Origin of the sequence: Acidianus brierleyi (assembly GCF_003201835.2) — an archaeon.
In the GTDB taxonomy this organism is placed as follows: domain Archaea; phylum Thermoproteota; class Thermoprotei_A; order Sulfolobales; family Sulfolobaceae; genus Aramenus; species Aramenus brierleyi.
Genome location: NZ_CP029289.2, coordinates 750,295 through 773,400 on the forward strand (window position 1 = coordinate 750,295; position 23,106 = coordinate 773,400).

Genomic DNA, 23,106 nt, shown 5'->3' on the forward strand with positions numbered 1-23,106 from the left:
TCTATATATAATATCTTAGAAATTCAATACAATCATTTTTACTAAATCATGTAAATTATCCATATTTTTTAAGTTAAACATAGAGATAGTATTTTTCATAAATTACGACCTTAAATAATTTGAAAAAGTTATATACTTGTTCTTACATAATATAAATAATGGAACCAAAACCACAACTACCAGCTTCAAATCTGAGTGCTCCTGAAGGTTCTGTAGTAGTTGTTGTAGATGTCATGTTAAGATGTAAATTAGATAATGAGGTTATGCCTGCATCTGTCGCTCTTGAACATCAACAAATGCATATTAAGAAAGGAGAAGAACCATGCTTTATTGTAGAAAGCTCGCCAATACAGCCTAAAAAACCAGAAGGTTCAGGATTCATATAGAGAAGTTAATTCTTTTATTTTTTCCATTAATATTCCTCTATAGTTTTGTATATTTCCTATATAATTTTCAATATTGGGATCTATTGGCATTTCTACGAATTTTATATTATATTTCTCAGATAAAGACTTTACATTCTCTATTTCACCAAAAGGATGGACTATTTTTCCGCAGTCAAAATAAGACATGTTTACAGCAAGTAATGGTTTATTATTTCTTTCACTAAGATATTTAACTAAATATTCTACTACCTTTACAGAAACTTTTGAAGGTGTAGTTACTACTATTGGATAATATTTAGTTAACCTTTCTAATACTAATACTTCGTCTCCTAAGCCAGGCGGTAAATCGAAAATTATTCTCTTAGTGTTTTTCATGTTTGTATAGGCAATCAGAGATTCCATTACTTCTTCGTTATTTCCTCCAGGTAAAAGAACGTAATTATCCTTAACTATTCCACCCAAGCTAACTATACCTAAAGAATTTGCTTTAAATGGTTCTATTCCGTCTTTCCCTACATCGTGCAGTTTTCCTTCAAATCCAAACAATTTGGTGGTAGCCATTGTATGAATATCCATGTCTATAAGGATAGTATTTTCCACATTAGAAAACGATAAAGCCAAAAGTGACGATATTATACTTTTTCCTACACCACCTTTAGCGCTCATTACAGCAATTACTTTTTTCCCATCTAATTTTTCTTTAGCTAACTGCCTCAGTGGTTCCACTTTCTTTCACCTCTATTCCATCTATTGTGATATCTTGAGTTTGTGTAATTATATCATGAGAACCGCATTTTGGACACTTAAGAAATGATGGGGCTAATGCAGGCATGAGATGTAATGGATATTCCTCTCCAAATTCCGATCTTACAGAATCAAGCTGGTCTTTAACGTCAGAGGAAGTGAAAGTAAATCCACAGTTTCTGCACTTAAAAGTAGGTTCCTTAAACTCTACGTCTAATTCTGCATTATCTAAAACTGAATCCTTCTTCATTGTATCAAAAGCTTCCTTTAATATCTCTAAATCTAAAAAAGAATAAGAAGGAATTCCAACCTTCACTTTAACAATTTCCTTTACGTGGTTCTCACTAGCCCAATTTATGACAGTCCTAATAATTGCGTCTGCTACGGACCATTCATGCATAATACTAATATAAAATTTATAATTAAAAATCTTGTTAGGGGAATCATGAAGTGATAATAGTTTTTAAAGATTTTACAGTATCACTGGTTAGTCAGAAATTTTTAATAGTTTCGTAATTATGGTCTATAAAATCCTTCAACTCCACGTGGTCTTCTTCTATATTTTTCAACATTTCCTCAAAGGATATATTTCCATTTTTAGAGTATTCTGTAATTAATTCTGATATAACTGAAGACAATTTTGTCTTGTCCACTTTTATCTTTTTTGTTTTAATCTCTTCTATTAACTGATTAACAAAAGGCTTATATTTAAACGCTAACATATTGAAATTTCTAGCCTTTCTAAAGGGAAGTTCCCCATTATCGTAAATTTTTACCATTATTCCCTCCTTACTTTTCAGCCAAGATAATATCCTCTTCGAATCTATATCTTCTAGCCTTCTAATCTCCGTAAAATCTACAGGATGAGGAACGTTAAAACAGCTAATAAGGTACGGTTACGTTGAAAGGGAGGATAGAGGTATCTACAAGATAATAGATCCAATGGTTACATATTACTTAAGTGCTAGAGGAAAGTGAACTTGTATGTCTAATTATTTCTTATAATTTAGATTATTTTCAAATATCTTATATTCTCAAATAATTTTACAAAAAATAATATTTATATGACATTCCTATCTTTTACTATTATAAATAATAAGACTTTTCGTCCTTAATATTAAAATTTTGTAAATATAGATCATTATATCTAAACACGAAAGAAGTAATAGAAATTTAGCTGAATATTGCCTTAAGATTCTGCGGATCGTAGAGCTTTCCTTTTCTTACAACATAAACAACATTTTCTGGATTTAGATCATCCGCATTCCTAATTTTTCTGAACATAACTAAATTTGCCTCATATCCTTCTGCTATTCTTCCCATTTTCAGACCTAAACAGTCAGCAGCTATAGACGTTGCTGATGCTAATGCTTTATCTAAACTCATAAATCTGGATAAGAGCACTATTTCCTTATAATTATCTCCATGTCTTCTCTCGGGAGATCCTACGTAATCAGTACCGGCAACTATTTTTAATCCTTTCTCTACTGCAATCTTAACATCTTCATTAAGGTGCTTATCTATCAATTCTTTTCTTTTAACTGCAACTTCTTCGTCCAATTCCCTAATTTTTATTTCCTTAGAATATGTAGCTAAAGTAGGAACGTAAAAAATTCCTTTCCTCTTTATTTCCTCAGCTAGTTCTTCAGTTAAACCCAGACCATGTTCTATTGAATCTACTCCTCCTTCTATGGAGTTTGCTATGGCTTCTTCACCATATGCATGAGATGCTACCTTTAATCCAGATCTATGTGCCTCATCAACTATAGCCTTAATGTCCTCAACTGTTAAGGCAGGTTTCGGATATCCTCTTTGTGAGAAAGCTCCAGATGAGTAAATTTTAATTACTTCAGCTCCTTGTCTCATTGCCAATCTAACTGCCTTTCTACATTCCCACGGAGAATCGCAGTAAAAGGAATATGAAAGCCTCTGGGCCATATCAAGGGGCAAATCCGTAGGATCATCGTTTCCTCCTGTCTCTGCTATAGAATATCCAGAAGCTATTATTCTAGGTCCAGGAATATAACCTTCTTTTTCTGCTTTGCTTAAGAAAATAGCTGATTTACTTCCTAGATCCCTGACCGCCGTGAATCCTGAGGCTAGAAGATTTATCATATCTTTAAAACTTCTTGCTACAGAAAGACCTTCTGGAGTAAGATTCCAAGAAATTAAATTATCTTCTTTTACTCCAAAAAAATGAATATGTGCATCTATTAGGCCAGGAAGGATTATTCCTTTACTTTCTTCTTCTTGATCTCTTATTTCTTTTATCTTATTTTCTTCTATTACTATACTTTTTGTACCTATAAATTTCTCCCCATCAAATACTTCTCCCGTAAGGATCATAAGGAGAAGAAAGAGAACTAGATAAAATTTCTAACTTCAAACTCATTTATCTTAACGGAAGTTAAAGAGGCGGAAGACCCCATCCGTGAGGATGGAGATGAAGAGCTCCATTATATACTTCTTTTTCAAATTTTCCAATTTCACTTTCTGGTCAATTAGCACTTGTTTTATTTATATATTAATTCCTTAACTTTTTATAAACTTATGCGGTATAGTTAATAAGTTTATTATTAATCTTACGCTATAAATGTATAAAATGACATAATAAAAAAACTGAATAATGTATATAATTAAAAGCAATTTATATCTAAATAAGGTTAAAAACGAATAATGAAGCGTGGATTATAGAAATTCCTTTATATCTACAAATCCCTTATTCTTCTTCCAAAATAATTTCTTCTCTTTTATTCTATTCTTTTCGTCTTCGTCTAATACTATATAATCTACATTTCCTTTTATGTATTTACTTACCATATACATCCTATCAAATACGTTCATTTCCTTTATGCCCTTGAAAACGAAGATAACATCTATATCACTAGTATCTAAATAATTTCCTTTAGCTCTAGAGCCAAAGATATAAACTTCGTCTAACTGCTGGAAGTCCTTAGCCATTTCTTCCACTATCTCCTTTACTAGATTTATTATCTTTATTTGGCTCTCTATTGCAGATTTTCCTTTACCCATTCAACCACCTCTTTTGCTCTATTATAAAGGTCCTCAGAAATTGATTTACTATATTGCTTAAAAGGAACTCCATTTGCAGCCTCTGGATATCTTGAAATTATAAAATGAGGAGAAAGAACCATTAGATTCTCTTTAATATTTGTTGGTACAGTAACTCCTTCCTTCTCTATCATTTCAATAAGCTCAATAAGTGAATGCGTCTTGCCAGGATCTTTTCCAAGATAAATTATAATGGACTTTAATGATTTCTCTACCGCTTGCTGAGAATAGAAGGCAGAAGCGTAATATTTCCCATTAGTTAAAAGAACTTTTGCAGTATCGAGATCTTCCAAAGCTTGCTCTATCCATTCCTTATAGTTCATTAAACTGAATATTTGAAATATAACTCATATATCTTTTGTCCTTTTTAGTTACTCTTCAAGTATTTGTTTATTATTTATGGGGTAGTATTTTACGTTAGTTGTTTCATAAAGTTCTTAGTCATTTAAATAGCGTAAAATAGGGTGAAAACTTATTGGAAATACACGGTTTTTCTTCCATTTAAACTTTTTAATATTTTCTACCTCTTGGTAAATTCTTTTCATCAATCTAGATAGTATCTTTAGTTCCAAAGAAGTTAAAGTTTTAGAGATTAATAATAAATTATGTTTGACGAAATGATTAAGGCTGAAAAAGAGGCTAGGGAAATTAGGAGGAGTACTGCTAATTGGAGTTTTATCTTAACAAGGGCGTTCAGTAATAAATATTTCGGTTGAACTTCAAGCATAATGTCAACTAAGATTGCCACGTGTACCTTTCAATCCACGTGGCGATTTGGGGAGGATCACTTAGGCTCATAAGGCTTATTATTATACCAAACACTCCAAACTATTCTAGCCAATTTCCTGGCTAAAGCAGTGTACAACTTCTTTCCCTTCAACTTTTCCTTATGGTTCTCGTAAAATTCTAGTAATGTAGGATTACGAGAGTAATTCATCTCAGCGAGGAAGTAGAACAAGCTGCGCAAGTACTTATTACCCTTCTTCGATATTCCCTTACTTACAGTAGCTTTACCGCTCCTCTCAACTATTGGGTCTAAACCACAGTAGGCTACGAAGGACTCAGGGTTAGGAAAGCGTTTAATGTCTCCAACAATGCCTATTATTATTCCCGAAGAAAGTTTTCCTATTCCCGGTATAGTTAATAGAACGTGATTTTCAGACTGTAATTGTATCATTTTCTCTACTTCTTTTATTTTCTCGCTTGTTTCCAGTAGTGCTTTAGATAATACTTCGATTTCTTCAAGTACGATCTTTGTGTACTCTAAGTTGTATAATTGTATTTTGAAGTTTCCTTTAGAGAATTCTTCAATTTCCTTGCTTATTTTTTCCTCGTCACTTAGGAATAGTGCTCTTTTTACCCTGTTCTTGTACTTTACTTCAAGGTCTTTTAGGAAGACGTATAGTGTTACTAGTTCTTTCAATGGGTTGTAGTTGTACTCCTTTGCCTTGTTTGCCATGTTTATTAGTTTTTGTAGTAAAAATCTGTTTTCTTTCCTCTCAAGTCCTTCTCCTTCCATAGTTTTGGCTTACTTGTAGTATCTTGATCCCTTTTTCCTTGAAGTATTGACATGGTTTTATTGAGTATGCTCCTGTCGGTTCGACCACTATTGTGTTTAGTTTCACTTTTAGTATTTCTTCATAACCCTTCTTGTTGTTCTCGTAGACCCTCCCCTCACTCGTTACTAGATGATCTTTTGATATGTCTATTCCTAGGATCCCTACCTCTTTATCACACCTATATCCGTGCATATTATCACAATGTTCAGTCCGATGGTAGGGGTTTGTCACGCCCCCGTTCGAAGACTTTGCTTCAGTCAAAGGGTCGACCATGTTTCCCAGTTGGAGAGTATTACTCTCCCCAACTAATTAATCTATATAGGGTTCAAAGGGGGCGGAAGACTCCATCCGTAAGGGTGGAGATGGATAGGCTCCATATGCTTTGCCTCTAACATGGCTAGGCGATGGCTTGAAGAGCCGAAGGAACTACTTGATTGGGGTCAACTTGGGGGCCTTCACCACCTCCTCCCCTATACCTAGTCTTCTTAGTCTCACCCTTGTATTCCCCATCCTTGAGTACGTGATAAACTATCCTACATATCTTGTTGGCCAAGGCTAATGTAGCCTTTTTGGAATTGCTTGTCCTCTTCAACAAGGCTTGATAGAAGCCATTAAATTGGGCCGTGTTCTTAGCGGACCTTGCAACAAGGAATAGAACGCGGGATAAGTGCTTATTCCCCTTGATGAGACCGTTGTGAAATTCGGTCTTCCCGCTCTGCTTAGTCCAGAAACTCCAGCATAAGCAGCTTGTTTCGAAGACTCAAACCTGCTCACGTCTCCAAGCTCAGCGTAAATTGTGGCTGCAGAGATTGGGCCTATTCCAAGTATCTTAGTCACTACTGCTTCCTCGGGTAGGAACTTCATTATCTCGTTCTCCACTTCCTTGATTTGTTCTTCTATAATGTTCAGTAGGTCCAGGAGTTGTTTTAGGATGAACGCTTCTATTCTAGTTAATTTTCTTCCCAATAATTTGGAGTACTCCTTGATCTCTTCGTCAGTTAGCTTCTCCTCATTTAGTTTTCTCACTATTTCCTTTGTCTTCTTTTCGAAGGTAGCTTGTATCCTGCTGTTTCTAGAACTTTCCTTATCTCGTTCTTTACTTGTGTCTTTCTCTCTACTAGTCCTTCTCTGTGTCTTGTCATTTCTCTTAGTTCTTGCATTTCTCCCGTTGGTACGATCCTTTTACTGTGCCTGCAGCGTAGGCTATTGCGAGTCTTATGGAGTCGTTCTTGTCTGTCTTCTTGCCTAGGACTTCAACTGTTTCAGGGTTTATCACGTTTACTTTTAGTCCCTTGTCTCTCAGTACGTTGTATACGTGGTAGAAGTATACTCCTGTTGCTTCCATTATTCCTTCTTCGTATCCTTCTAGGAATTTTATAAGTTCTTTGAGTCCTTCTTCGTTGTATTTGAATTCTCTCGTATCAGCTTCTTTTACTGTGTTGTTGTTTATTTCCATCTTGGTTGCAACAAGTCTTGATTCCCCCACATCTATTGCAAATACTTTAGGCTTTATCTTCCTTTCCATGTGTAATACTCTTTTTCTAATTCTTGAATTTTTCTATAATAATACGCGTTATATTGTTAATTTTGTTAGGAGATAGTGTAGAGTAAGTATGAGAACGTCCCCTTAAATTTTTGCACACTCCTACTCGGGATGTTGTCCCACATGTTAGATCGCGGGGGACGTATAGCCAGCCTATCCAACGGGGTTTTATCCCCATGTTCACTTTCGGCTTGTGTTATTTTCTTGTTCTCTTTATAAAAGTTTTACTCTTGTAAAGCTTGTCTTCTTGTTTAGGAGTGTTGTTCGTGAAAATCGCCGTAGGAGTTCACGGTTACTAATGGATATCTATTGGATTTTAAAAAGGCTGAAAAGCTTGCGGAGCTTAATGTTAATGAATTTCAAATTACATTAGACGGTAATGAAGATATTCATGACATAAGAAGGATCAATATAGGTAAAAGAGGTACTTTTAAAATAATATGGAATAACGTTAAATCTTTAATTAACTCCAATATTCCATTAAAAATATATTTACGCATTCACTTATCTTTGGATAACATAAATTCTGTAAAGTCGTTGTTAAACAGAATAAAAAACGAAATTGGCTTTTCTAATAAATTAATAATATCATTTGCACGATTAGGGAAATATGGAAGCGATTATGATAAATACTTAAATACAGTTAATGATAGCTCATATTTTAAAGAAATAATTAATTATGCTAAAGCGCTTAATTTAAATATTGGTTATTGGTGATTTGGAAAATGAAGTTTCTCGATCCTCTCAGAAATTCTAAGGCTAGAAAAGTTGTTATAGCAGAAGTCCTTTATCAAGAGACTCCTCTCATTGAAGCAGTTACAATGCTAATATATTATGTTTCTAAAGATTTACTTTTAGTTGGTGTATTAATCTCTTTACTGTCAACAGTTACTTTAACAATGCCTATTAAAGGTATTTTATTTGATAAGTATAATCCAAATTTTATAAGTAAGACGTCTAAATTATTTGCTAATACTTTTTATTTACTCGTGGCGTTGTTATCCTTTTTATATGTGGTCTTATTCCTTGTTTCTAATTATAATATTTCTAATTTTAGGGTTAAATATTGAATCTTTAGCTGGTTTTATATTAGGAGAATGGATGAAAGAAAATATTAATGAAGAAGATATTAATGCAGTATTTTCATTAACTTTCACATTACTAACCTTAGTTGCAACAGCTATTATGTTTCTTATAGGTTTTCTAGCAGAAATTTATGGTTTAGTCGTTATTCAAATATATCTTGTAATTTATACTATTTTACAATACAATAGATTCGCTATAATATCTACTGTGAAAATAAACAATCGTAAAGTAGAGATTAATAAGATATACTTTAGGAACGCAGTAAAAGATAATAAATTACTTCTATTAACGCTTTCTGCAGTAATATTTTATTTTATATTTTCAGGGATGTCTACGGTTATTATAGACATTATAGGGAAAATAGGGAATTTCTTTGAAATATATGCTACTTATAGTTCAGTATCTTACTTAATAGCTTCGTTCGGAGGATACATATCTTCTCTAACATTTACCAAAAGAATTTCTAATTTATTTATTTTTCCATTAATTTACTCTGGAATAAGCTTTTTATTAGTTTACTCACCTTCTATTCTCTCTATAGGAGTTTTTACATTAGTCTCGGCATTTTCAGGAGCTGTGTTTAGTTTAAACTATTACTCTTTACTAAATATTACAGTTAAACAAGAACAGTACGGAATACAGACTGGTTTTAGCAATGCTATGACAAGTATTGGAGAATTAATTGCGCCACTATTGTTTTCCTTTACTCTAGAGTTCTCACTATTTAGCTTAGAAACTATGATCGTATTATTTGCTATATTCTCAATAGCAATACTTGTAGCCTTGTATAAATATTGATAATAAACTTAGTAAAATTTCCTAATTATTAGAATAGCAAATGCTAAGTCATTATGAATGTGTCTTCCTGGTTCAAAGTCTAATATTACTAACGGTAGGAGGTGGAAATTCAGAGGCCTAAGAATTTTCCTTATCATTGCCTCCACAGAATATTTAAGAGAAAAATTATAGACTATATCTACTATCAAATTAGATTTAGGACAAAAGGGTAGTGTCAAATACTCTTTCAGTAACACTTCTATAAAGTTTTTTATTAATAGAGAAAACAAAACTGATAATATGAAATTTTACTGGAAGTTATAGTCATCAAGGACTTTCGAATAGTTTGCTTAGTTAAGTCTCCTTTACTTAAAACTAGTGTAGAGACGCTCAAATAGTCAGTAAAAATTTCCATATAGGTATAAATTTTATTTCTCCCAGCTTGTCTTCATAATCCCAAGTTATTACAATCTTTTCCTTAGTCTTTATTTTATTTAATCCTTCAATTTCTCTCTTAGGTATTTCGTCCTTTCCTGAGGCGTAAGTAACTTGTATTGCCTTATCTCTAGTTAAAAAGTCTATTTCGTAATTATTACCCTTTAAATAAAACAACTTTTCTCCCATTCTAGAAAGTTGTAACGCAACTAAATTTTCCATTATCCTACCTTTTGAGCTATCTAAAGCAATTGAAGTTATAAAACTAGGATCTATTACATATACTTTCTTTGGTGAAGTCATCCCTTCTCTCGGTCTATTGGTAAATCTTTCTGAGGTTATTACTACATAAGCGTTTATGAGCCCATTAAACCATTCTTCAACAGTGTTATTACTGAGCTTTAACGTTTTAGATAGTTTAGATAAAGAAACCTCATTGGAATAGTATTTTATAATATTTACAGTAAATACTTTAAATAATTCAATTCGTTTAATTTTTAACCTTTGTACGACATCCTTATAAACTATGTCTGAAAATATTGAGAATATTAAATCGTCAGAAATTTTTAATACTTCTGGAAAACCTCCTTCTCTCATGTAATTTCCTAGTTCTCTCTTAATCACTCCCTCTGAGGAAGTAGTAAACGTATCCTTTACTTTTTCTATTTTAACTCCTTTAAATCTCAGATATTCAGAGAATGAGAATGGAAATAAAGTAAAGTTTACATGTCTTCCAGTTAGCGCAGTTGCTAGTTCTCCAGAGAGCATTTTTGAATTACTTCCGGTGATTATTATCTTTTCTCCTTCTTCCCTCAATCTCGAAACGAACAGCTCCCAGCCTTTTACGTTATGAATTTCATCAAAAAGGAAATACTCTACTTCTCCGAATAATTCATAAATGATCTTTTCTAATTTATATAAATCATCAACTTTGATTCCAGCTAACCTATCGTCGTCAAAGTTTACGTAACCAAAATTTTCTCCTCTTAATAACATTTCAGCCAAAGTTGATTTACCGCTTCTCCTAACCCCAAGTATGGCTAACACATTAGGATGCGAAAGATATTTCTTCAAATCCGGAATATCTCTCTCTATAATCTTTTCTTTTTCAAATTTCCTTTCTAATCTTGCCTTTTGGTCAACTAACACTTGTTTTATTTCATTCACAATATATTATTCCCTTAACTTTTTATAAACTTATGCAGTAGAGTGAATAAGTTAATCTGGAATCTTATGCAGTGAAGTGAATAAGATAAATTGAATAAAAAAATGAAAATATATAATGAGTAGAAAAAATAATTAATGATTATTCAAACATGGAAAAAATCCATAAAAACTATAGCCTATTTTTAGAGAGATGATTTTAAGATTATCATTGAGAGTGAAATAACTCATGGTACATCTTGAAATTTTCCATCAATATCATAAATAACTAACAAAAAAGTATAAAAGAATATTTTAAATATAAAAAAGATATCAAGAGTAAACTTAATAATTGATTATCCCATCATTGGTGGATATCCTCCTCCGTATCCACCGCCATATCCTGGATATCCTCCTTGTTGTTGAGGTGGTTGTCTAGAAGGTGCAGCAGCTATTAAATCATCGATCTTAAGTATTGCACTAGCAGCCTCAGTAGCTCCTTTTAGTACTTGTTCCTTAACTCTTAACGGATCTATAACATTAAGTTTCGTAATATCCTCCACAACTTTTCCTTCCATTACATCTATTCCGCTGTTAATTAATCCTTTGGCGTGTAAAGATCTTAAGTTAACCATAGAGTTTGTAGGATCTAATCCAGCGGTTTCTGCTAAAGTAGTAGGTATTTCCTCTAATGCGTTTGCAAAAGCTTCTAAAGCTAATTGTTCCTTTCCTGATACGCTTTTTTCTCTTAATTTCATTGCTAATTCTTCCTCAAAGGCTCCTCCTCCAGGCACAATGTAAGGATCAATTATTACATTTCTTATTGCACTTAAAACGTCAGTAAGGCTTCTTTCCATCTCATCCATAGAAACGTCCGTTGAACCTCTTATTAATATAGTTACAACTTTACTGTTCTTTACTCCTTCTATGAATATTGCCTTTTCCTTCCCTACATCCTTCTGTTCGACAGTCTTTGCGTAACCTAAGGAGGTTGAATCTATATCCCTAAATGTACTTATAATTGTTGCTCCAGTAGTTTTTGCAATTTTTTCTATATCGCTTCTGGCAACGTTCTTTATTCCCATTATTCCTTTCTTAGCCAAGAAGTATTGTCCTATGTCATCCATTCCTTTTTGAGATATAACTACTTTGGCTCCAGCGGCAGCCAGTTTATCTACCATTTCCTTTATATGTTTAGCTTGTTCATCCAAAGCCGCCTTTATTTGATCAGGAGAATTTATACTAAGTTTAGCTGATATTTCTCCTTTTTCAGTTTCTAATGGAAAATCTATAACAGCTATTTTGGCATCTTCAATGTATTTTGGCATACCACTATGAGCTACCTCCTTATCTAAAACGTATCCCTTTATTAATTGTATATCATCTATTGATTCTCCTCTTTTCTTAACAAATTTTATGTTTCCTAGGTCAATCCTATATTCTCCGTTCTTCTCCATTACTGAAAGAATCGCATCTATTGCAATATCAATAATCTTATCCAGCTCTTTCCCCGATGAGAAGAATTTACTGGATAATGTTGTGTAAGCTACCTTCTTTAGGTAATCTCTGTCTTCTGGATTTATTTTTGTAGCAATGTTTTTAGATATTTGTAAAGAAAACTCCAAGGCCTCTTTAAAGCCGTCAATTATTACTGTAGGATGAACGTTTTGCTCCAATAATTTTTCTGCTTGTTCCAATAAAAATCCGGCAAAAACTACTGCTGTTGTAGTTCCGTCTCCCACTTCAGTGTCCTGAGTTTTTGCCGCTTCTACTACTATTTTAGCGGCAGGATGTTGAACGTCTATCTCTTTTACTATCGTAGCTCCATCGTTGGTAACAACTATGTCACTAGTCCCTGAAATAAGCATTTTGTCTAAGCCTCTAGGACCTAAGCTACTTTTTAGCATTTCTGATAAAGTTCTCACTGCAGTTATGTTAGAAATTATAACGTCTTTCCCTGTTCGCCTACTCGTATTCTCTCTAAACAATATATTTTCCATTATTTCACTCTATAACACTATGAGTCATGGTATAAATTAGTATCCATAGATCTATTTTCCTTTTATATCTATTAAAAAGAATAGAAAAAATGGAATTTTAAAAGCTTTTTCGATAACGAGATAAATCTCAAGATAAAGAAAAATATTTAGTATGAGACTAGCCAAATTAATTTTAGCTACTTAATAATTTTTTAATAAAAATGTCTTAACCTATAAAAAATACTATAAAGTAATCTTGGGAAAAAAATTTAAGTAAGAGTAATAAAGAGCGTTTATGATAGGGAAATGCAAGTTAGATTTTGAGAAATGTATAGAAGAAATAAAATCAAGAATTTTAAAAAATGGAGGGATTATATTTGCTGAAGTAGATCATTCTAAAAATGCAAAAGATGTTGGACTTCCTCTTGATGACGATAAGGTAATATTTTTTGGAAATCCAAAAGCCGGAACAGTATTGATGCAAATAAATAAGAAAATTAGTTATGAACTGCCTTTAAGAATAGCAATATGGAAAGAAAATAATGAGGTATATATAGAATTTAAAATGCCTAGTGAAATAGCTAAAGAATACGGAATTACTCACGATATAGTAAAAAAGATGGATGAATTCATGAACAACGTTATAAAGGGATTAATTTAGAGCGAGTTATTTTTCAATTTTTAAAAACTTTTGATCGTATGTCATCACTATCTTAATAAAAACTCGCTTAATTTTCTGACTGATTTAAAACTAAATTTACTGACTTAAATCCATTTGAGTTCGAGAATATAGAAGAGATAATTAATAAATAAAGTACAGAATATTGTAAAATACTAAAAAATGATTAATTATGTAAGACATTGAAGTTAACATTAATATACTAGGGAAAAGAATACTTGATATGAAAATAGCTTTAGTAGGTTGTAGAGGTTTCGGAAGAATTCACCTTGATGCATACAAGGAAATAAGGAAGGAAATAGATCTAGAACTCTACGTATTCAGTAGGACAGAAGAATACGCTAAACAGTGTATGAAAGAGTTTGAAGCTAACGGATACTTTACGTCTTATAACGACGTAATAAATTCGAAAATAGATGTAATAGACCTGGTTGTAAGTCATGATGCTCATGAGCCTATGGGAATAGCGGCCATGAAGTCTGGAAAACATCTAATGCTTGAGAAACCTATTGGAAGAACTGAAGAAGAAGGAGAAAGGCTGATTTCTATATCAAAATCCACAAGAAAGAAGTTCATGGTCTTGGAAAATCATTATTTTGATCCTTCGGTTTGGAAAGCTAAAGAACTCATGGAAAAACTTGGAGAGATTTCCCTAATAATATTAAGGAATACAAGATTTAATTCACCTCCAGGATGGAGAAGAAATAAGGAACTTATGGGAGGAGGAGCACTAATAGATGGAGGAATACATTATGTCGATACTCTCCTAAATTTAGGAGGAGAATATAAGGAAGTAAGAGGTATGTGTAAATCTACTTTTTCTGGATTAGAAGGAGAAGATACGAGTGAAGGAATATTCACGTTTAACGGACCCCTAGGAGTTTTAATATATTCCTGGGCAACAAAAGGAGATAATTTCCCTCATTTTGAAATTTATGGAGAAAAAGGTTCAATTATAGAGGATTATCATTCTAGAGTTCCTGGCAAACCTTACGGTGATTTAATAGTTGAAATAGAAGGCAAAAAGGAAATTGTAAAGACTGAAAAAATTAATGCAGTAAAAGAAGAAATAAAGGGATTTCTTAATTCAATAATTCAAGATAAAGAAGTTCCCATGGATCCTCAAATTGCATTAAGGGATTTAAGAGCTGTTAGGGACATTTATAGAAGTTGTGGAGAATTTTAATGTTGAATTCATAAACATTTGAGTTTTATTAAAATCTTTTCACTATTAATGAGAAAGAAGTTATAAATAAGAAGTACCATGCATAAAAGAAGTTATTTCGCTATAAACAGTTTAAACGTATTATATTAGTCAAAAAAAATACTGAATATTTTAAGATTTTATCTTAACAAGGGCGTTCAGTAATAAATATTTTGGTTGAACTTCAAGCATAATGTCAACTAAGATTGCCACGTGTACCTTTCAATCCACGTGGCGATTTATGGTCACTTAGGCTCATAAGGCTTATTATTATACCAAACACTCCAAATTATTCTAGCCAATTTCCTGGCTAAAGCAGACAACTTCTTTCCCTTCAACTTTTCCTTATGGTTCTCGTAAAATTCTAGTAATGTAGGATTACGAGAGTAATTCATCTCAGCGAGGAAGTAGAACAAGCTGCGCAAGTACTTATTACCCTTCTTCGATATTCCCTTACTTACAGTAGCTTTACCGCTCCTCTCAACTATTGGGTCTAAACCGCAGATACGAAGGACTCAGGGTTAGGAAAGCGTTTAATGTCTCCAACAATGCCTATTATTATTCCCGAAGAAAGTTTTCCTATTCCCGGTATAGTTAATAGAACGTGATTTTCAGACTGTAATTGTATCATTTTCTCTACTTCTTTTATTTTCTCGCTTGTTTCCAGTAGTGCTTTAGATAATACTTCGATTTCTTCAAGTACGATCTTTGTGTACTCTAAGTTGTATAATTGTATTTTGAAGTTTCCTTTAGAGAATTCTTCAATTTCCTTGCTTATTTTTTCCTCGTCACTTAGGAATAGTGCTCTTTTTACCCTGTTCTTGTACTTTACTTTCAACTTTTAGGAAGACGTATAGTGTTACTAGTTCTTTCAATGGGTTGTAGTTGTACTCCTTTGCCTTGTTTGCCATGTTTATTAGTTTTTGTGCGTCGTAAAAATCTGTTTTCCTCTCAAGTCCTTCTCCTTCCATAGTATATTTGGGCTTACCTGTAGTATCTTGATCCCTTTTTCCTTGAAGTATTGACATGGTTTTATTGATGCTCCTGTCGGTTCGACCACTATTGTGTTTAGTTTCACTTTTAGTATTTCTTCATAACCCTTCTTGTTGTTCTCGTAGACCCTCCCCTCACTCGTCACATGATCTTTTGATATGTCTATTCCTAGGATCCCTACCTCTTTATCACACCTATATCCGTGCATATTATCACAATGTTCAGTCCGATGGTAGGGGTTTGTCACGCCCCCGTTCGAAGACTTTGCTTCAGTCAAAGGGTCGACCATGTTTCCCAGTTGGAGAGTATTACTCTCCCCAACTAATTAATCTATATAGGAGGGTTCAAAGGGGGCGGAAGACTCCATCCGTAAGGGTGGAGATGGATAGCCCCCTTTGTAGTTACATTTAAATGCGTATTTTTCAAATATTCTATTAATGTCTGACGTAGGGTTACGCTTCAGAGCTTACGCTGACGAACAAACATTGAGGGCGTTAAAAGCCCAGTTGAGGTTAGCGTCAGAAGTATACAACACCCTACGTTGGGCAGATGCGTATTTTCATGAAAGAGATGGAAAAGGACTCACTAAGACGGAGTTGAGGCAACTAGCTCTTGACCTGAGAAAACAGGATGGGCAATACAAACAACTTTACTCACAAACTGTCCAACAAATTGCAGACCGCTTCTACGACGCTAGACAGAGGTTCTTCGATGGGTTAGCACGTTACCCAAAGGAAAAGAAAGCACACAAGTGGTACTCCCTCGTCTACCCTCAATCAGGTTGGAAAGTCCTGAAGGTGAGAGAAATAAGGACGAAGAGCAAGAAGAACAAGAAGAAGGTAATAACGCTTCAGCTGTCAAACCTAGGGATCTTCAACGTTATTGTTCATAGGGACTTCCCACTGGAAAAAGTAAAGAGGGTAGTAATCAAGTTAACACCATCAGGGAGAGTTTACGTCACGTTCGTTGTGGATCAAGAGTATCCTCAACTCCCCAAGACAAACAAAGTTGTTGCTGTGGATGTTGGTGTAGAGAAACTTCTCACTACCTCTGACGGGGAATATGTCCCCAACCAGAGGCCTTATGAGAAGGCACTCAACAAGATGAAGAAGCTTCATAAAGCTCTCTCACGGAAGAAGTTCTTGTCACACAACTGGTTTAAGGCAAAGATTCGTCTAGCGAGGGCTCACGAACACTTGAAGAACCTTAGGAAGGACATGTACATGAAACTTGGTAAGTATTTTGCTGAGCATTATGATGTTCTCGTAATGGAGGACATTCGCGTTAAGCAACTTGTTGGTAAGTCTCTCAGAAGGCTGAGGATGAGGTTACACGATGTTGCTATTCATGAGCTTAGGAGTATCATGGAGTATCAACTTGGGAAGTACGGTAAGAAACTTACTCTAGTGGATCCTGCTTTTACTTCAATGACTTGTGCTAGGTGCGGGCATGTTAAGAAAGATTTGACGTTGGCTGATCGTGTGTTTGTCTGTCCCAAGTGCGGTTGGGTCGTTGATCGTGATTATAATGCTTCCCTCAACATACTGAGAAGATCGGGGTCGGAACGACCCTTAGTGCCTGTGGAGCTGAGACCTCTACCTTTGGCAAGCCTCGGCTTTGAAGCAGGAAGCCACGTCCGTTAGGGCGCGGTAGTTCACAGCGTCAATAATTATCTCTCTCCTATCATATGTCCCATTAATTCATCAATCTATAGCGTTCATTATAGATCATATACGTAACGTTCGAGGTGCATGAATTTTATTTATGATTGCTTTTTTCTTAATTTCCGTCTTTGAGACTTTCCTCTTCTATAAGATAACAATTTTATCATTATTATTAATTTTATTTCTTACAATTACATTATATATAATTTCCTCACTTGATGGAATATTCCTTTACCTTACTTATAAAGATAAGTTAAACGAAGACGGTTACGTTTCACTTTCTCAATTTAGAGAAATAAGAGATCTTGTTTCTCTAGGTCTAGTATCTCTTTTATCTTTCTTGGTTGAAGAGTACGGTATAAGAGTCCTTTCATTTTTATTTTTCTTAGGCGGAATATATTATCTAATTTCTCATACAGTATTATTGAGATTAAATGTACAGAAAAATCAAAAATTCTCCAGTATGAAACTTACGAGAGAGGCCTTTAGGAAATACATGGAGATCATTAAAACTAACGCACGATATTTTTATGTAGTATTTATATCTATATTTATTTTAATTTTTACTTACGGAACGGATTTATTTTTCTTTGCAATATTCAAAAATTCTCAATATCTATACGAATTTTATGCTATATTAAATATTATGCTTATACTTGTAAGCGTTACAAATTCATTGTTTTTAAATAAAATTATTAATATTATTAAAAATAAAATTTCTAATTACTTTTTATTTTTACTAATTTCTCTTAGTCTATATTTGATCGTTCTGCCTATTATTCTGTTTAAATTTCCTGCATATCTTTTCTTTATAGGATATTTTATAACTAGCATAGTTCAAGGTGCTTCTTCAGCATATATTGGCTCCATATTCAATACTTCAATTCCGTCAGAATATGCAGGATACCTTATATCTATAGAGAGTTTAAGAGAATTAGTAAGCAAATTAATCGTAATAATATTTCTCGTAGGTTACGTCACGCAATATATAGGAATTATACAATCATCTGTTATTATAATATTTGTAGTTTCTCTTTCATCTATTTTCTTCTACTTCAAAACCAGAAAAATTAAATAATCATATCTAGTTCAACGCCAACGCGTCATAAAAGGTCACTTCATATTAAGTATACAATTTTTAGTATTTTTTAGAAAATTCTATAATTGAATTCGCTCCCATACTTTTCCTTTTCTCTTAAATCTTTTCCTAACTTCATTATATTTTTCAAGAACTCCTTTCATAAATACCTCGTCACCGCATAATATTTTTCCGTCCTCAATAATTTCTAAAATGAACGTAGAACCTTCTTCTAATTTCTTTAGAAAAACCTGAGTATTCATAGCCACAGGCATAACTTTAGGATATTCTATGTTATAAGCCATAGCAAAACCTTCTCTAGGATCACGTGGGAAAACATCAGAAACTATCAGCACATCAATATCGCTTTGATCGGTATAATCTCCCCTAGCATAAGAGCCAAAGAGAACAACTATTTTTGGATTAAACTTAGAATATGCGCTACACAGTTGCTCCAACAATACCCTTCACCCATGTTAAGATTTTCTTACCACAATTCAAACAAGACATTGCATCGTCTTTACTATAATAATCTACTGGAGCACCTTGATCGTATGCGTCAGGGTAGCGAGATGGAATATAATTCTTATCGAGTTCTTGTGCACATTTTAATACCTCTTCTGGAACAGAAATAGATAAAGATTGTAAAAGAAAAGTAATAGAATGTCCTCTCATTTCTTTATGAAAATAATTTAACAAAGATTTAACAGATTTTTCTGCAACTTGCTGCGCTTCATAGCAAGTTTCTTCATAAAGTCCATTCTCAAAGTTAATTTCTGCAGACTTAAGGTTTCTCTCTGCTTGTCTTAGCCAATCATAATATCTGCTTACCACTAGATAATATCATAACTTGAGAGATTATTAAGTTAATACAGAGAAGCTCTTAACACTTCTGTGCAGAACTCGATTATATAGTGTTCTTATTTCCTTAGTCTAAACTTCTCTGCTCTAAATGTAAAGAAGTCATTTTATGATGTAGTTCGTAAGCTCTTGAAAGAAGTTTTACCTGACTTTGAGACTTGAAGAGAGTCTTTTGATTATTTCTAAATCTAATATGAATACTCTTAAATTAAAAACACAAAACGAATTATTAATTTTTAAATATACCTATATTCATTTTTTTATTCATTTTTTCCTTATTCAGTATACTGCTAAGTTTTACGTAAGAATTCTTCAGTATACTAAAAAAGTTTATTTGACTGAAGGAGAATATTCTCTAGTGGATGAAATAAAACAAGTCCTTTTAGATCGGAGAACTAGGTTAGAGAGAAAATTTGAAAAAGAAAAACTTATAGAAAGAGATACACTAAATCTAAAGAAATACCTAAATTAACCTAACGTATTAGCAATACTTTTAGAAGATCAAGAAAATTAAAATAAAACACTTAGGCTATTGGAAAGCTTTTAGTTAAACTAGCTAAAATACACATTAATTATATCCCTTTCCTATTCTCTATACTTATTGAATTGATTTTTTAACTAAAATAAAAGATTTATTAAACTATTTTAAGAAAAGTTTTTATACCTTAAAGTAATATTTAGGGTGACCCTAAATGAAAAAATTTGATGATTGTTGTAATCCAAAAAGAGAATCAGCCTCAGATTTCCTAATGAGTCAAAAATATGTAGGAAGAAACCTAGAAGGATACAAATACGAAGTAATAAAAACACAAAAAGGTAATGTCCAAATATTTTGGAAAAAAGAAGGAGAAAAAATTGATTTAAGATACTATTCTCCCTCCTGCTTTACTACAAAAATAGCTTTAGAAGCACTTTGCGAATGGATAAACAATGGTGAAGTGAAAAACGCTAAAGAAGCTATAGAAAAATTATCCAAAATTAAAGGATACAAAATAACAGAAGATGTAAAAAATTTGGTTTATGAAATTTTTACGAGGGTTATTTAATGAAGAAAGTAGCGTATATTGCGTTAACCAATTTAGCACAATATATCCTAGTGAATATGGTAATTCCTCAATTAGAGGAAGGGAGACATAACGTAGAAGTTAAAGGAATATTCTTTGTTCATGATAACGTATACATGCTAACAAAGAATACTGACACTGCTGAAAGATTGAGAAAACTTCATGAGAAAGGAATATATTTGCAAGCTTGCGACCAGTGTACTTATATGAGGAACTTAGCTAACTCCCTAATTGATGAAGCGAAGATAGGCTGTTTTCCAGATTTCTATTCCGCAGTAGGTGATGCAGACTTAATAATAACTATTTAGTATCTAATAACTTTTTAGAATAATAGTTATATTATGATTAAATTAATATTTAGAAAATAATTAAAATCAAATTAGAAAGTAATATGAACATATTTGTATATAGATAAATTGTTAAAAAGACAAATTAGAAAAATTATGTTAAAAATATTTACATTAATTATGGTTAAATTACTATGAAACGGCAGTTTCACAAGTTTCATTATAGAAAATTTTTAAAAGAGTTTTTATTGGGAAAAAGTGTTCTTTATAAGAAACTTCATTTTAACTTAATATCAATGAATAAAAATATTTTAGTACCCCTCATAGTAGGGGTTCTAGTAGCTACAACTGCACTAGCAGCAGAAGAGCTAACTGGATATCTAGCAAACCTACAGTTCAATGTAGAAAATAATCCATCTGAAGTATATACTGCTAATATAGATCTTGGCACTATATATCCTAATGAGTTTAATAATTATACTGAATCCACTTCAATGACTATAAGACAGGCAGGCGTATATTCTATAACTGTTCTAAATAATTCTGTAATTCAAAACGTATTTACTTGGTTCAATATAACTATTAGTATACTAAATGGTACAGCACAAATGAAATATCATATAATAGACGGTAACGGTATAAATTATCCTAATAACGTTACTATATACTTAAACCCTGGAACATATAATGTTGAAGTTAGTATTAGATACCAAGTATTACCATATCCAGAAACAATAAGCTATGATAATCCAATACTGGCAGTATACTATCAATACTAATTTTTTATCTACTTGAAGAATAATCTGGTAAATAATTCATAGTAAGAATTTTTTTATTAAAAATAAAATTCGATATTTCATCAAGTTACTTGATACTAAAAAATAAATATTGAGAAATTTTAAAGTAGTGTATGTTAGCACTGCTAATAGCCTTCGACGTCACATTAGGAGGAATAGCTTTCCTAATTACTAAAGATTTAATGGAGAAGAGATCTAAAAAAGAAACAAAAGCTAATGACATAATAATAACAGAAGGACTTAATGAAAGAGATAATAAAGTACTGGAAGCTATAAAAGAAGGAGCAAGAAATCTTTCAGAAGTAATAAAATATACAGGACTACCTAAATCTACAGCATATAGAGCAGTTCAAAAACTAGTCAAAGAAGGATATATTACAATAAAAAGAGAAAATGGAGAAAACGTATATTTATTAAAAGAAAAATCATGAAGCTATCTTTTCAGCCCTCATAATCATAACTTCTGGATTAAATTCCCACTTTCCATTTTCATAATGCTCATAAGGAATTGAGGCAGTATAAATATGGTCCTTATCTGCAGGATGAATATTCACAGTTATATCATCGTCAAATTTCCTTCTAGCTTCAGATATGAACTCTAAATATTTTATTAGCGTGGAGTTTCTTCCACGTATATGACCAATATAACTATCGTCATCCAACTTAAATGCCGAATAAAATTCTGGAATTCTGGTAAGGTAATTTAAAACATCTTCATCCCTAAATTTCACTATTAACCTATAATCTGGAATTGTTAACATTACGATATAGGCTGATATAAGACCTTTACCTATAACGTGACTTTGATAATGTTTTAATGCCTCTTTAAATGGTATCTTAAGAAATGAAGATATGTCCTTTAATGAAAAATCAGTTCTTGCTTGTTTCTTTCCTAAAATTACTATATCGTAATAGTCAGGTTTAAAATCATCTGACAAATCAACTAGCTCAAAGGGAACTATCTCATTTTCTCCAATTCCTTCGAATTCTTTTAAATCATAGTTAAACTGAGAATAGTCAAAGGGATAAATTGAAATATCTTCTACTTTATTTAACTCGTAATAATATATTAAACCTTGATCTATCAAATTCTCTAATACCCGGATAAAATTGACATTGGAATTATAGTATATTGATAAGTTCAAAACATTAGGTTTCAGTAAATCTCTCATTGCGTAATTCAAAGTACCGTCAAAGATATAATTAATATCTTTCAACGAAATATATTTTTTAAAATATAATGTTGCAACATATTTTTTCAAACCAAGTATACTTTCTCTAATGACGGGATAAGCTCTAAAGGTATACTTAGACTTTAATTCTGAAATGAGTTTTTGAGAATTTTTAATTCCAGATATTGCTCCTATTATGGAAGGATTAAGATCACCAAATCGCTGAATGTAATAAAGAAGCTTTGAAAATTCATTTCTATATTGAAGCAATTGCACAGCCAAAATTTGTTGAACATATTAAAAAACACTGTTATCCGATAATTGATAACTTTTCATACACCTTCGTACGCGTTACTTTCTTCTCCTGCATGAACTAAGACGTGTGACATTCCTAATGCTGCTAGAGCTAGTCCTGCTCCTATTATGCTTAACTTTATAAAGAGGTTTAATTTGATTGGTTCTAACATCATTTTTCTTCAAATATATGACATGCTAAAGCAAAGAAAAGTTTTTTATAAGTATCATGAAAAAAATCTAAAATTCATAATTTTAAACTTTAAAACTTTTTAAATATCCCCCTTTT

At 32.5% G+C, this 23,106-nt stretch carries 25 protein-coding genes and 3 pseudogenes; 12 read left to right on the top strand and 16 right to left on the bottom strand.

Translation table 11 applies throughout. The features are described from left to right. Positions 1-158 precede the first annotated feature (158 nt). Positions 159-386 (top strand): hypothetical protein, encoded by a 228-nt coding sequence (locus DFR85_RS19770; protein WP_110269774.1) that lies wholly within the window; start codon positions 159-161, stop codon positions 384-386. On the opposite strand, the gene DFR85_RS19775 is transcribed toward DFR85_RS19770, so the two are convergent. The 8 genes and pseudogenes from DFR85_RS19775 to DFR85_RS32295 form a co-directional block, all read right to left on the bottom strand. Then, positions 372-1,112 carry a P-loop NTPase gene (locus tag DFR85_RS19775; RefSeq protein ID WP_110269775.1) on the bottom strand — a complete coding sequence of 247 codons (741 nt, stop codon included), beginning with the start codon at positions 1,110-1,112 and terminating at the stop codon, positions 372-374. The two genes, DFR85_RS19770 and DFR85_RS19775, sit on opposite strands and share 15 nt — an antisense overlap. Then, entirely contained in the window at positions 1,087-1,530 is a 444-nt protein-coding gene (locus DFR85_RS19780; protein ID WP_110269776.1) for a hydrogenase/urease maturation nickel metallochaperone HypA, read from the bottom strand. Before DFR85_RS19780 ends, DFR85_RS19775 begins: the two co-directional genes overlap by 26 nt. Positions 1,531-1,621: 91 nt before the next feature. After that, positions 1,622-1,909, bottom strand: a complete 288-nt coding sequence (locus DFR85_RS19785; RefSeq protein WP_110269777.1) for a hypothetical protein — start codon at positions 1,907-1,909, stop codon at positions 1,622-1,624. A 394-nt stretch (positions 1,910-2,303) separates the two neighbouring features. Continuing rightward, positions 2,304-3,476, bottom strand: coding sequence for a metal-dependent hydrolase family protein (locus tag DFR85_RS19790; protein ID WP_110269778.1), 1,173 nt, complete (start codon positions 3,474-3,476; stop codon positions 2,304-2,306). Between the two features lie 342 nt (positions 3,477-3,818). Continuing rightward, a complete protein-coding gene (locus tag DFR85_RS19795) occupies positions 3,819-4,163 on the bottom strand; it encodes a nucleotidyltransferase domain-containing protein (RefSeq protein ID WP_110269779.1) in 345 nt (114 codons plus the stop codon). Continuing rightward, positions 4,139-4,525, bottom strand: a complete 387-nt coding sequence (locus DFR85_RS19800) for a HEPN domain-containing protein (RefSeq protein WP_110269780.1) — start codon at positions 4,523-4,525, stop codon at positions 4,139-4,141. The genes DFR85_RS19795 and DFR85_RS19800 overlap by 25 nt, the downstream gene beginning before the upstream one ends. A 461-nt stretch (positions 4,526-4,986) precedes the next feature. Beyond that, positions 4,987-6,034: pseudogene (locus DFR85_RS19805) on the bottom strand (IS110 family RNA-guided transposase). 124 nt (positions 6,035-6,158) lie between these two features. Beyond that, positions 6,159-7,286, bottom strand: a pseudogene (locus DFR85_RS32295) (IS110 family RNA-guided transposase). 327 nt (positions 7,287-7,613) lie between these two features. Between DFR85_RS32295 and DFR85_RS19815 the strand changes: the two are divergent. The 3 genes from DFR85_RS19815 to DFR85_RS19825 are packed head-to-tail and all read left to right on the top strand — an operon-like array spanning position 7,614 to position 9,188. Further along, positions 7,614-8,021: a radical SAM protein gene (locus DFR85_RS19815; protein ID WP_110269781.1), complete on the top strand. Its 408-nt coding sequence runs from the start codon at positions 7,614-7,616 to the stop codon at positions 8,019-8,021. Between the two features lie 8 nt (positions 8,022-8,029). Further along, positions 8,030-8,374, top strand: coding sequence for a hypothetical protein (locus tag DFR85_RS19820; RefSeq protein WP_162582638.1), 345 nt, complete (start codon positions 8,030-8,032; stop codon positions 8,372-8,374). Further along, positions 8,331-9,188: an MFS transporter gene (locus tag DFR85_RS19825; RefSeq protein ID WP_110269783.1), complete on the top strand. Its 858-nt coding sequence runs from the start codon at positions 8,331-8,333 to the stop codon at positions 9,186-9,188. Before DFR85_RS19820 ends, DFR85_RS19825 begins: the two co-directional genes overlap by 44 nt. 8 nt (positions 9,189-9,196) lie before the next feature. Here DFR85_RS19825 and DFR85_RS19830 read toward each other — a convergent pair whose 3' ends face one another. From DFR85_RS19830 to thsA, 3 genes are all read right to left on the bottom strand, one after another. Continuing rightward, the gene (locus DFR85_RS19830; RefSeq protein WP_162582640.1) at positions 9,197-9,406 is read right to left on the bottom strand and encodes a hypothetical protein; all 210 of its coding nucleotides are present in this window, start codon (positions 9,404-9,406) and stop codon (positions 9,197-9,199) included. A 151-nt stretch (positions 9,407-9,557) separates the two neighbouring features. Then, positions 9,558-10,769, bottom strand: coding sequence for an ATP-binding protein (locus DFR85_RS19835; RefSeq protein ID WP_110269785.1), 1,212 nt, complete (start codon positions 10,767-10,769; stop codon positions 9,558-9,560). Between the two features lie 332 nt (positions 10,770-11,101). Next, a complete protein-coding gene (thsA, locus tag DFR85_RS19840; protein ID WP_110269786.1) occupies positions 11,102-12,745 on the bottom strand; it encodes a thermosome subunit alpha in 1,644 nt (547 codons plus the stop codon). Positions 12,746-13,019: 274 nt separating this feature from the next. Between thsA and DFR85_RS19845 the strand changes: the two genes are divergently transcribed. After that, on the top strand, positions 13,020-13,385 hold the full coding sequence (locus tag DFR85_RS19845; RefSeq protein ID WP_110269787.1) for a DUF302 domain-containing protein: 366 nt from the start codon (positions 13,020-13,022) through the stop codon (positions 13,383-13,385). A 241-nt stretch (positions 13,386-13,626) separates the two neighbouring features. Beyond that, positions 13,627-14,589: a Gfo/Idh/MocA family protein gene (locus tag DFR85_RS19850; protein WP_110269788.1), complete on the top strand. Its 963-nt coding sequence runs from the start codon at positions 13,627-13,629 to the stop codon at positions 14,587-14,589. 263 nt (positions 14,590-14,852) lie between these two features. Here DFR85_RS19850 and DFR85_RS32300 read toward each other — a convergent pair. Then, positions 14,853-15,889: pseudogene (locus DFR85_RS32300) on the bottom strand (IS110 family RNA-guided transposase). A 148-nt stretch (positions 15,890-16,037) separates the two neighbouring features. Here DFR85_RS32300 and DFR85_RS19860 point away from each other — a divergent pair. Together DFR85_RS19860 and DFR85_RS19865 are read left to right on the top strand one after the other, a co-directional pair. Continuing rightward, positions 16,038-17,243, top strand: a complete 1,206-nt coding sequence (locus tag DFR85_RS19860) for an RNA-guided endonuclease InsQ/TnpB family protein (protein WP_110269789.1) — start codon at positions 16,038-16,040, stop codon at positions 17,241-17,243. Positions 17,244-17,364: 121 nt separating this feature from the next. Continuing rightward, the gene (locus DFR85_RS19865; protein WP_110269790.1) at positions 17,365-18,342 is read left to right on the top strand and encodes a hypothetical protein; all 978 of its coding nucleotides are present in this window, start codon (positions 17,365-17,367) and stop codon (positions 18,340-18,342) included. Between the two features lie 80 nt (positions 18,343-18,422). Here the strand turns inward: DFR85_RS19865 and DFR85_RS19870 are convergent, their stop codons facing one another. Both DFR85_RS19870 and DFR85_RS19875 read right to left on the bottom strand, forming a co-directional pair. Continuing rightward, positions 18,423-18,803: a nucleotidyltransferase domain-containing protein gene (locus tag DFR85_RS19870; RefSeq protein ID WP_110269791.1), complete on the bottom strand. Its 381-nt coding sequence runs from the start codon at positions 18,801-18,803 to the stop codon at positions 18,423-18,425. After that, the gene (locus DFR85_RS19875) at positions 18,784-19,176 is read right to left on the bottom strand and encodes a HEPN domain-containing protein (protein WP_110269792.1); all 393 of its coding nucleotides are present in this window, start codon (positions 19,174-19,176) and stop codon (positions 18,784-18,786) included. Before DFR85_RS19875 ends, DFR85_RS19870 begins: the two co-directional genes overlap by 20 nt. Before the next feature lie 719 nt (positions 19,177-19,895). On the opposite strand from DFR85_RS19875, the gene DFR85_RS19880 reads away from it, so the two are divergent. From DFR85_RS19880 to DFR85_RS19895, 4 genes are all read left to right on the top strand, one after another. Next, the gene (locus DFR85_RS19880; RefSeq protein WP_110269794.1) at positions 19,896-20,249 is read left to right on the top strand and encodes a hypothetical protein; all 354 of its coding nucleotides are present in this window, start codon (positions 19,896-19,898) and stop codon (positions 20,247-20,249) included. Further along, positions 20,249-20,575, top strand: coding sequence for a DsrE family protein (locus DFR85_RS19885; protein ID WP_110269795.1), 327 nt, complete (start codon positions 20,249-20,251; stop codon positions 20,573-20,575). Before DFR85_RS19880 ends, DFR85_RS19885 begins: the two co-directional genes overlap by 1 nt. A gap of 227 nt (positions 20,576-20,802) precedes the next feature. Next, entirely contained in the window at positions 20,803-21,333 is a 531-nt protein-coding gene (locus tag DFR85_RS19890) for a hypothetical protein (protein ID WP_110269796.1), read from the top strand. Positions 21,334-21,464: 131 nt separating this feature from the next. Continuing rightward, complete coding sequence (locus DFR85_RS19895; RefSeq protein ID WP_110269797.1) at positions 21,465-21,782, top strand: helix-turn-helix transcriptional regulator; 318 nt, start codon at positions 21,465-21,467, stop codon at positions 21,780-21,782. Here the strand turns inward: DFR85_RS19895 and DFR85_RS19900 are convergent. Together DFR85_RS19900 and DFR85_RS19905 are read right to left on the bottom strand one after the other, a co-directional pair. Beyond that, on the bottom strand, positions 21,777-22,799 hold the full coding sequence (locus DFR85_RS19900) for an AsnC family protein (protein ID WP_110269798.1): 1,023 nt from the start codon (positions 22,797-22,799) through the stop codon (positions 21,777-21,779). The genes DFR85_RS19895 and DFR85_RS19900 overlap by 6 nt on opposite strands. Positions 22,800-22,855: 56 nt before the next feature. Continuing rightward, the gene (locus tag DFR85_RS19905) at positions 22,856-22,993 is read right to left on the bottom strand and encodes a hypothetical protein (RefSeq protein ID WP_168367106.1); all 138 of its coding nucleotides are present in this window, start codon (positions 22,991-22,993) and stop codon (positions 22,856-22,858) included. Between the last annotated feature and the right edge of the window lie 113 nt (positions 22,994-23,106).

What these genes read in the sequence shown, in the direction of transcription:
- DFR85_RS19770 (WP_110269774.1), top strand. Translation starts at nt 159, where the DNA reads ATGGAACCAAAACCACAACTACCAGCTTCAAATCTGAGTGCTCCTGAA.
- DFR85_RS19780 (WP_110269776.1), bottom strand. Translation starts at nt 1,530, where the DNA reads ATGCATGAATGGTCCGTAGCAGACGCAATTATTAGGACTGTCATAAAT.
- DFR85_RS19785 (WP_110269777.1), bottom strand. Translation starts at nt 1,909, where the DNA reads ATGGTAAAAATTTACGATAATGGGGAACTTCCCTTTAGAAAGGCTAGA.
- DFR85_RS19790 (WP_110269778.1), bottom strand. Translation starts at nt 3,476, where the DNA reads ATGATCCTTACGGGAGAAGTATTTGATGGGGAGAAATTTATAGGTACA.
- DFR85_RS19795 (WP_110269779.1), bottom strand. Translation starts at nt 4,163, where the DNA reads ATGGGTAAAGGAAAATCTGCAATAGAGAGCCAAATAAAGATAATAAAT.
- DFR85_RS19800 (WP_110269780.1), bottom strand. Translation starts at nt 4,525, where the DNA reads ATGAACTATAAGGAATGGATAGAGCAAGCTTTGGAAGATCTCGATACT.
- DFR85_RS19820 (WP_162582638.1), top strand. Translation starts at nt 8,030, where the DNA reads ATGAAGTTTCTCGATCCTCTCAGAAATTCTAAGGCTAGAAAAGTTGTT.
- thsA (WP_110269786.1), bottom strand. Translation starts at nt 12,745, where the DNA reads ATGGAAAATATATTGTTTAGAGAGAATACGAGTAGGCGAACAGGGAAA.
- DFR85_RS19845 (WP_110269787.1), top strand. Translation starts at nt 13,020, where the DNA reads ATGATAGGGAAATGCAAGTTAGATTTTGAGAAATGTATAGAAGAAATA.
- DFR85_RS19850 (WP_110269788.1), top strand. Translation starts at nt 13,627, where the DNA reads ATGAAAATAGCTTTAGTAGGTTGTAGAGGTTTCGGAAGAATTCACCTT.
- DFR85_RS19860 (WP_110269789.1), top strand. Translation starts at nt 16,038, where the DNA reads ATGTCTGACGTAGGGTTACGCTTCAGAGCTTACGCTGACGAACAAACA.
- DFR85_RS19865 (WP_110269790.1), top strand. Translation starts at nt 17,365, where the DNA reads ATGATTGCTTTTTTCTTAATTTCCGTCTTTGAGACTTTCCTCTTCTAT.
- DFR85_RS19880 (WP_110269794.1), top strand. Translation starts at nt 19,896, where the DNA reads ATGAAAAAATTTGATGATTGTTGTAATCCAAAAAGAGAATCAGCCTCA.
- DFR85_RS19885 (WP_110269795.1), top strand. Translation starts at nt 20,249, where the DNA reads ATGAAGAAAGTAGCGTATATTGCGTTAACCAATTTAGCACAATATATC.
- DFR85_RS19895 (WP_110269797.1), top strand. Translation starts at nt 21,465, where the DNA reads ATGTTAGCACTGCTAATAGCCTTCGACGTCACATTAGGAGGAATAGCT.
- DFR85_RS19905 (WP_168367106.1), bottom strand. Translation starts at nt 22,993, where the DNA reads ATGATGTTAGAACCAATCAAATTAAACCTCTTTATAAAGTTAAGCATA.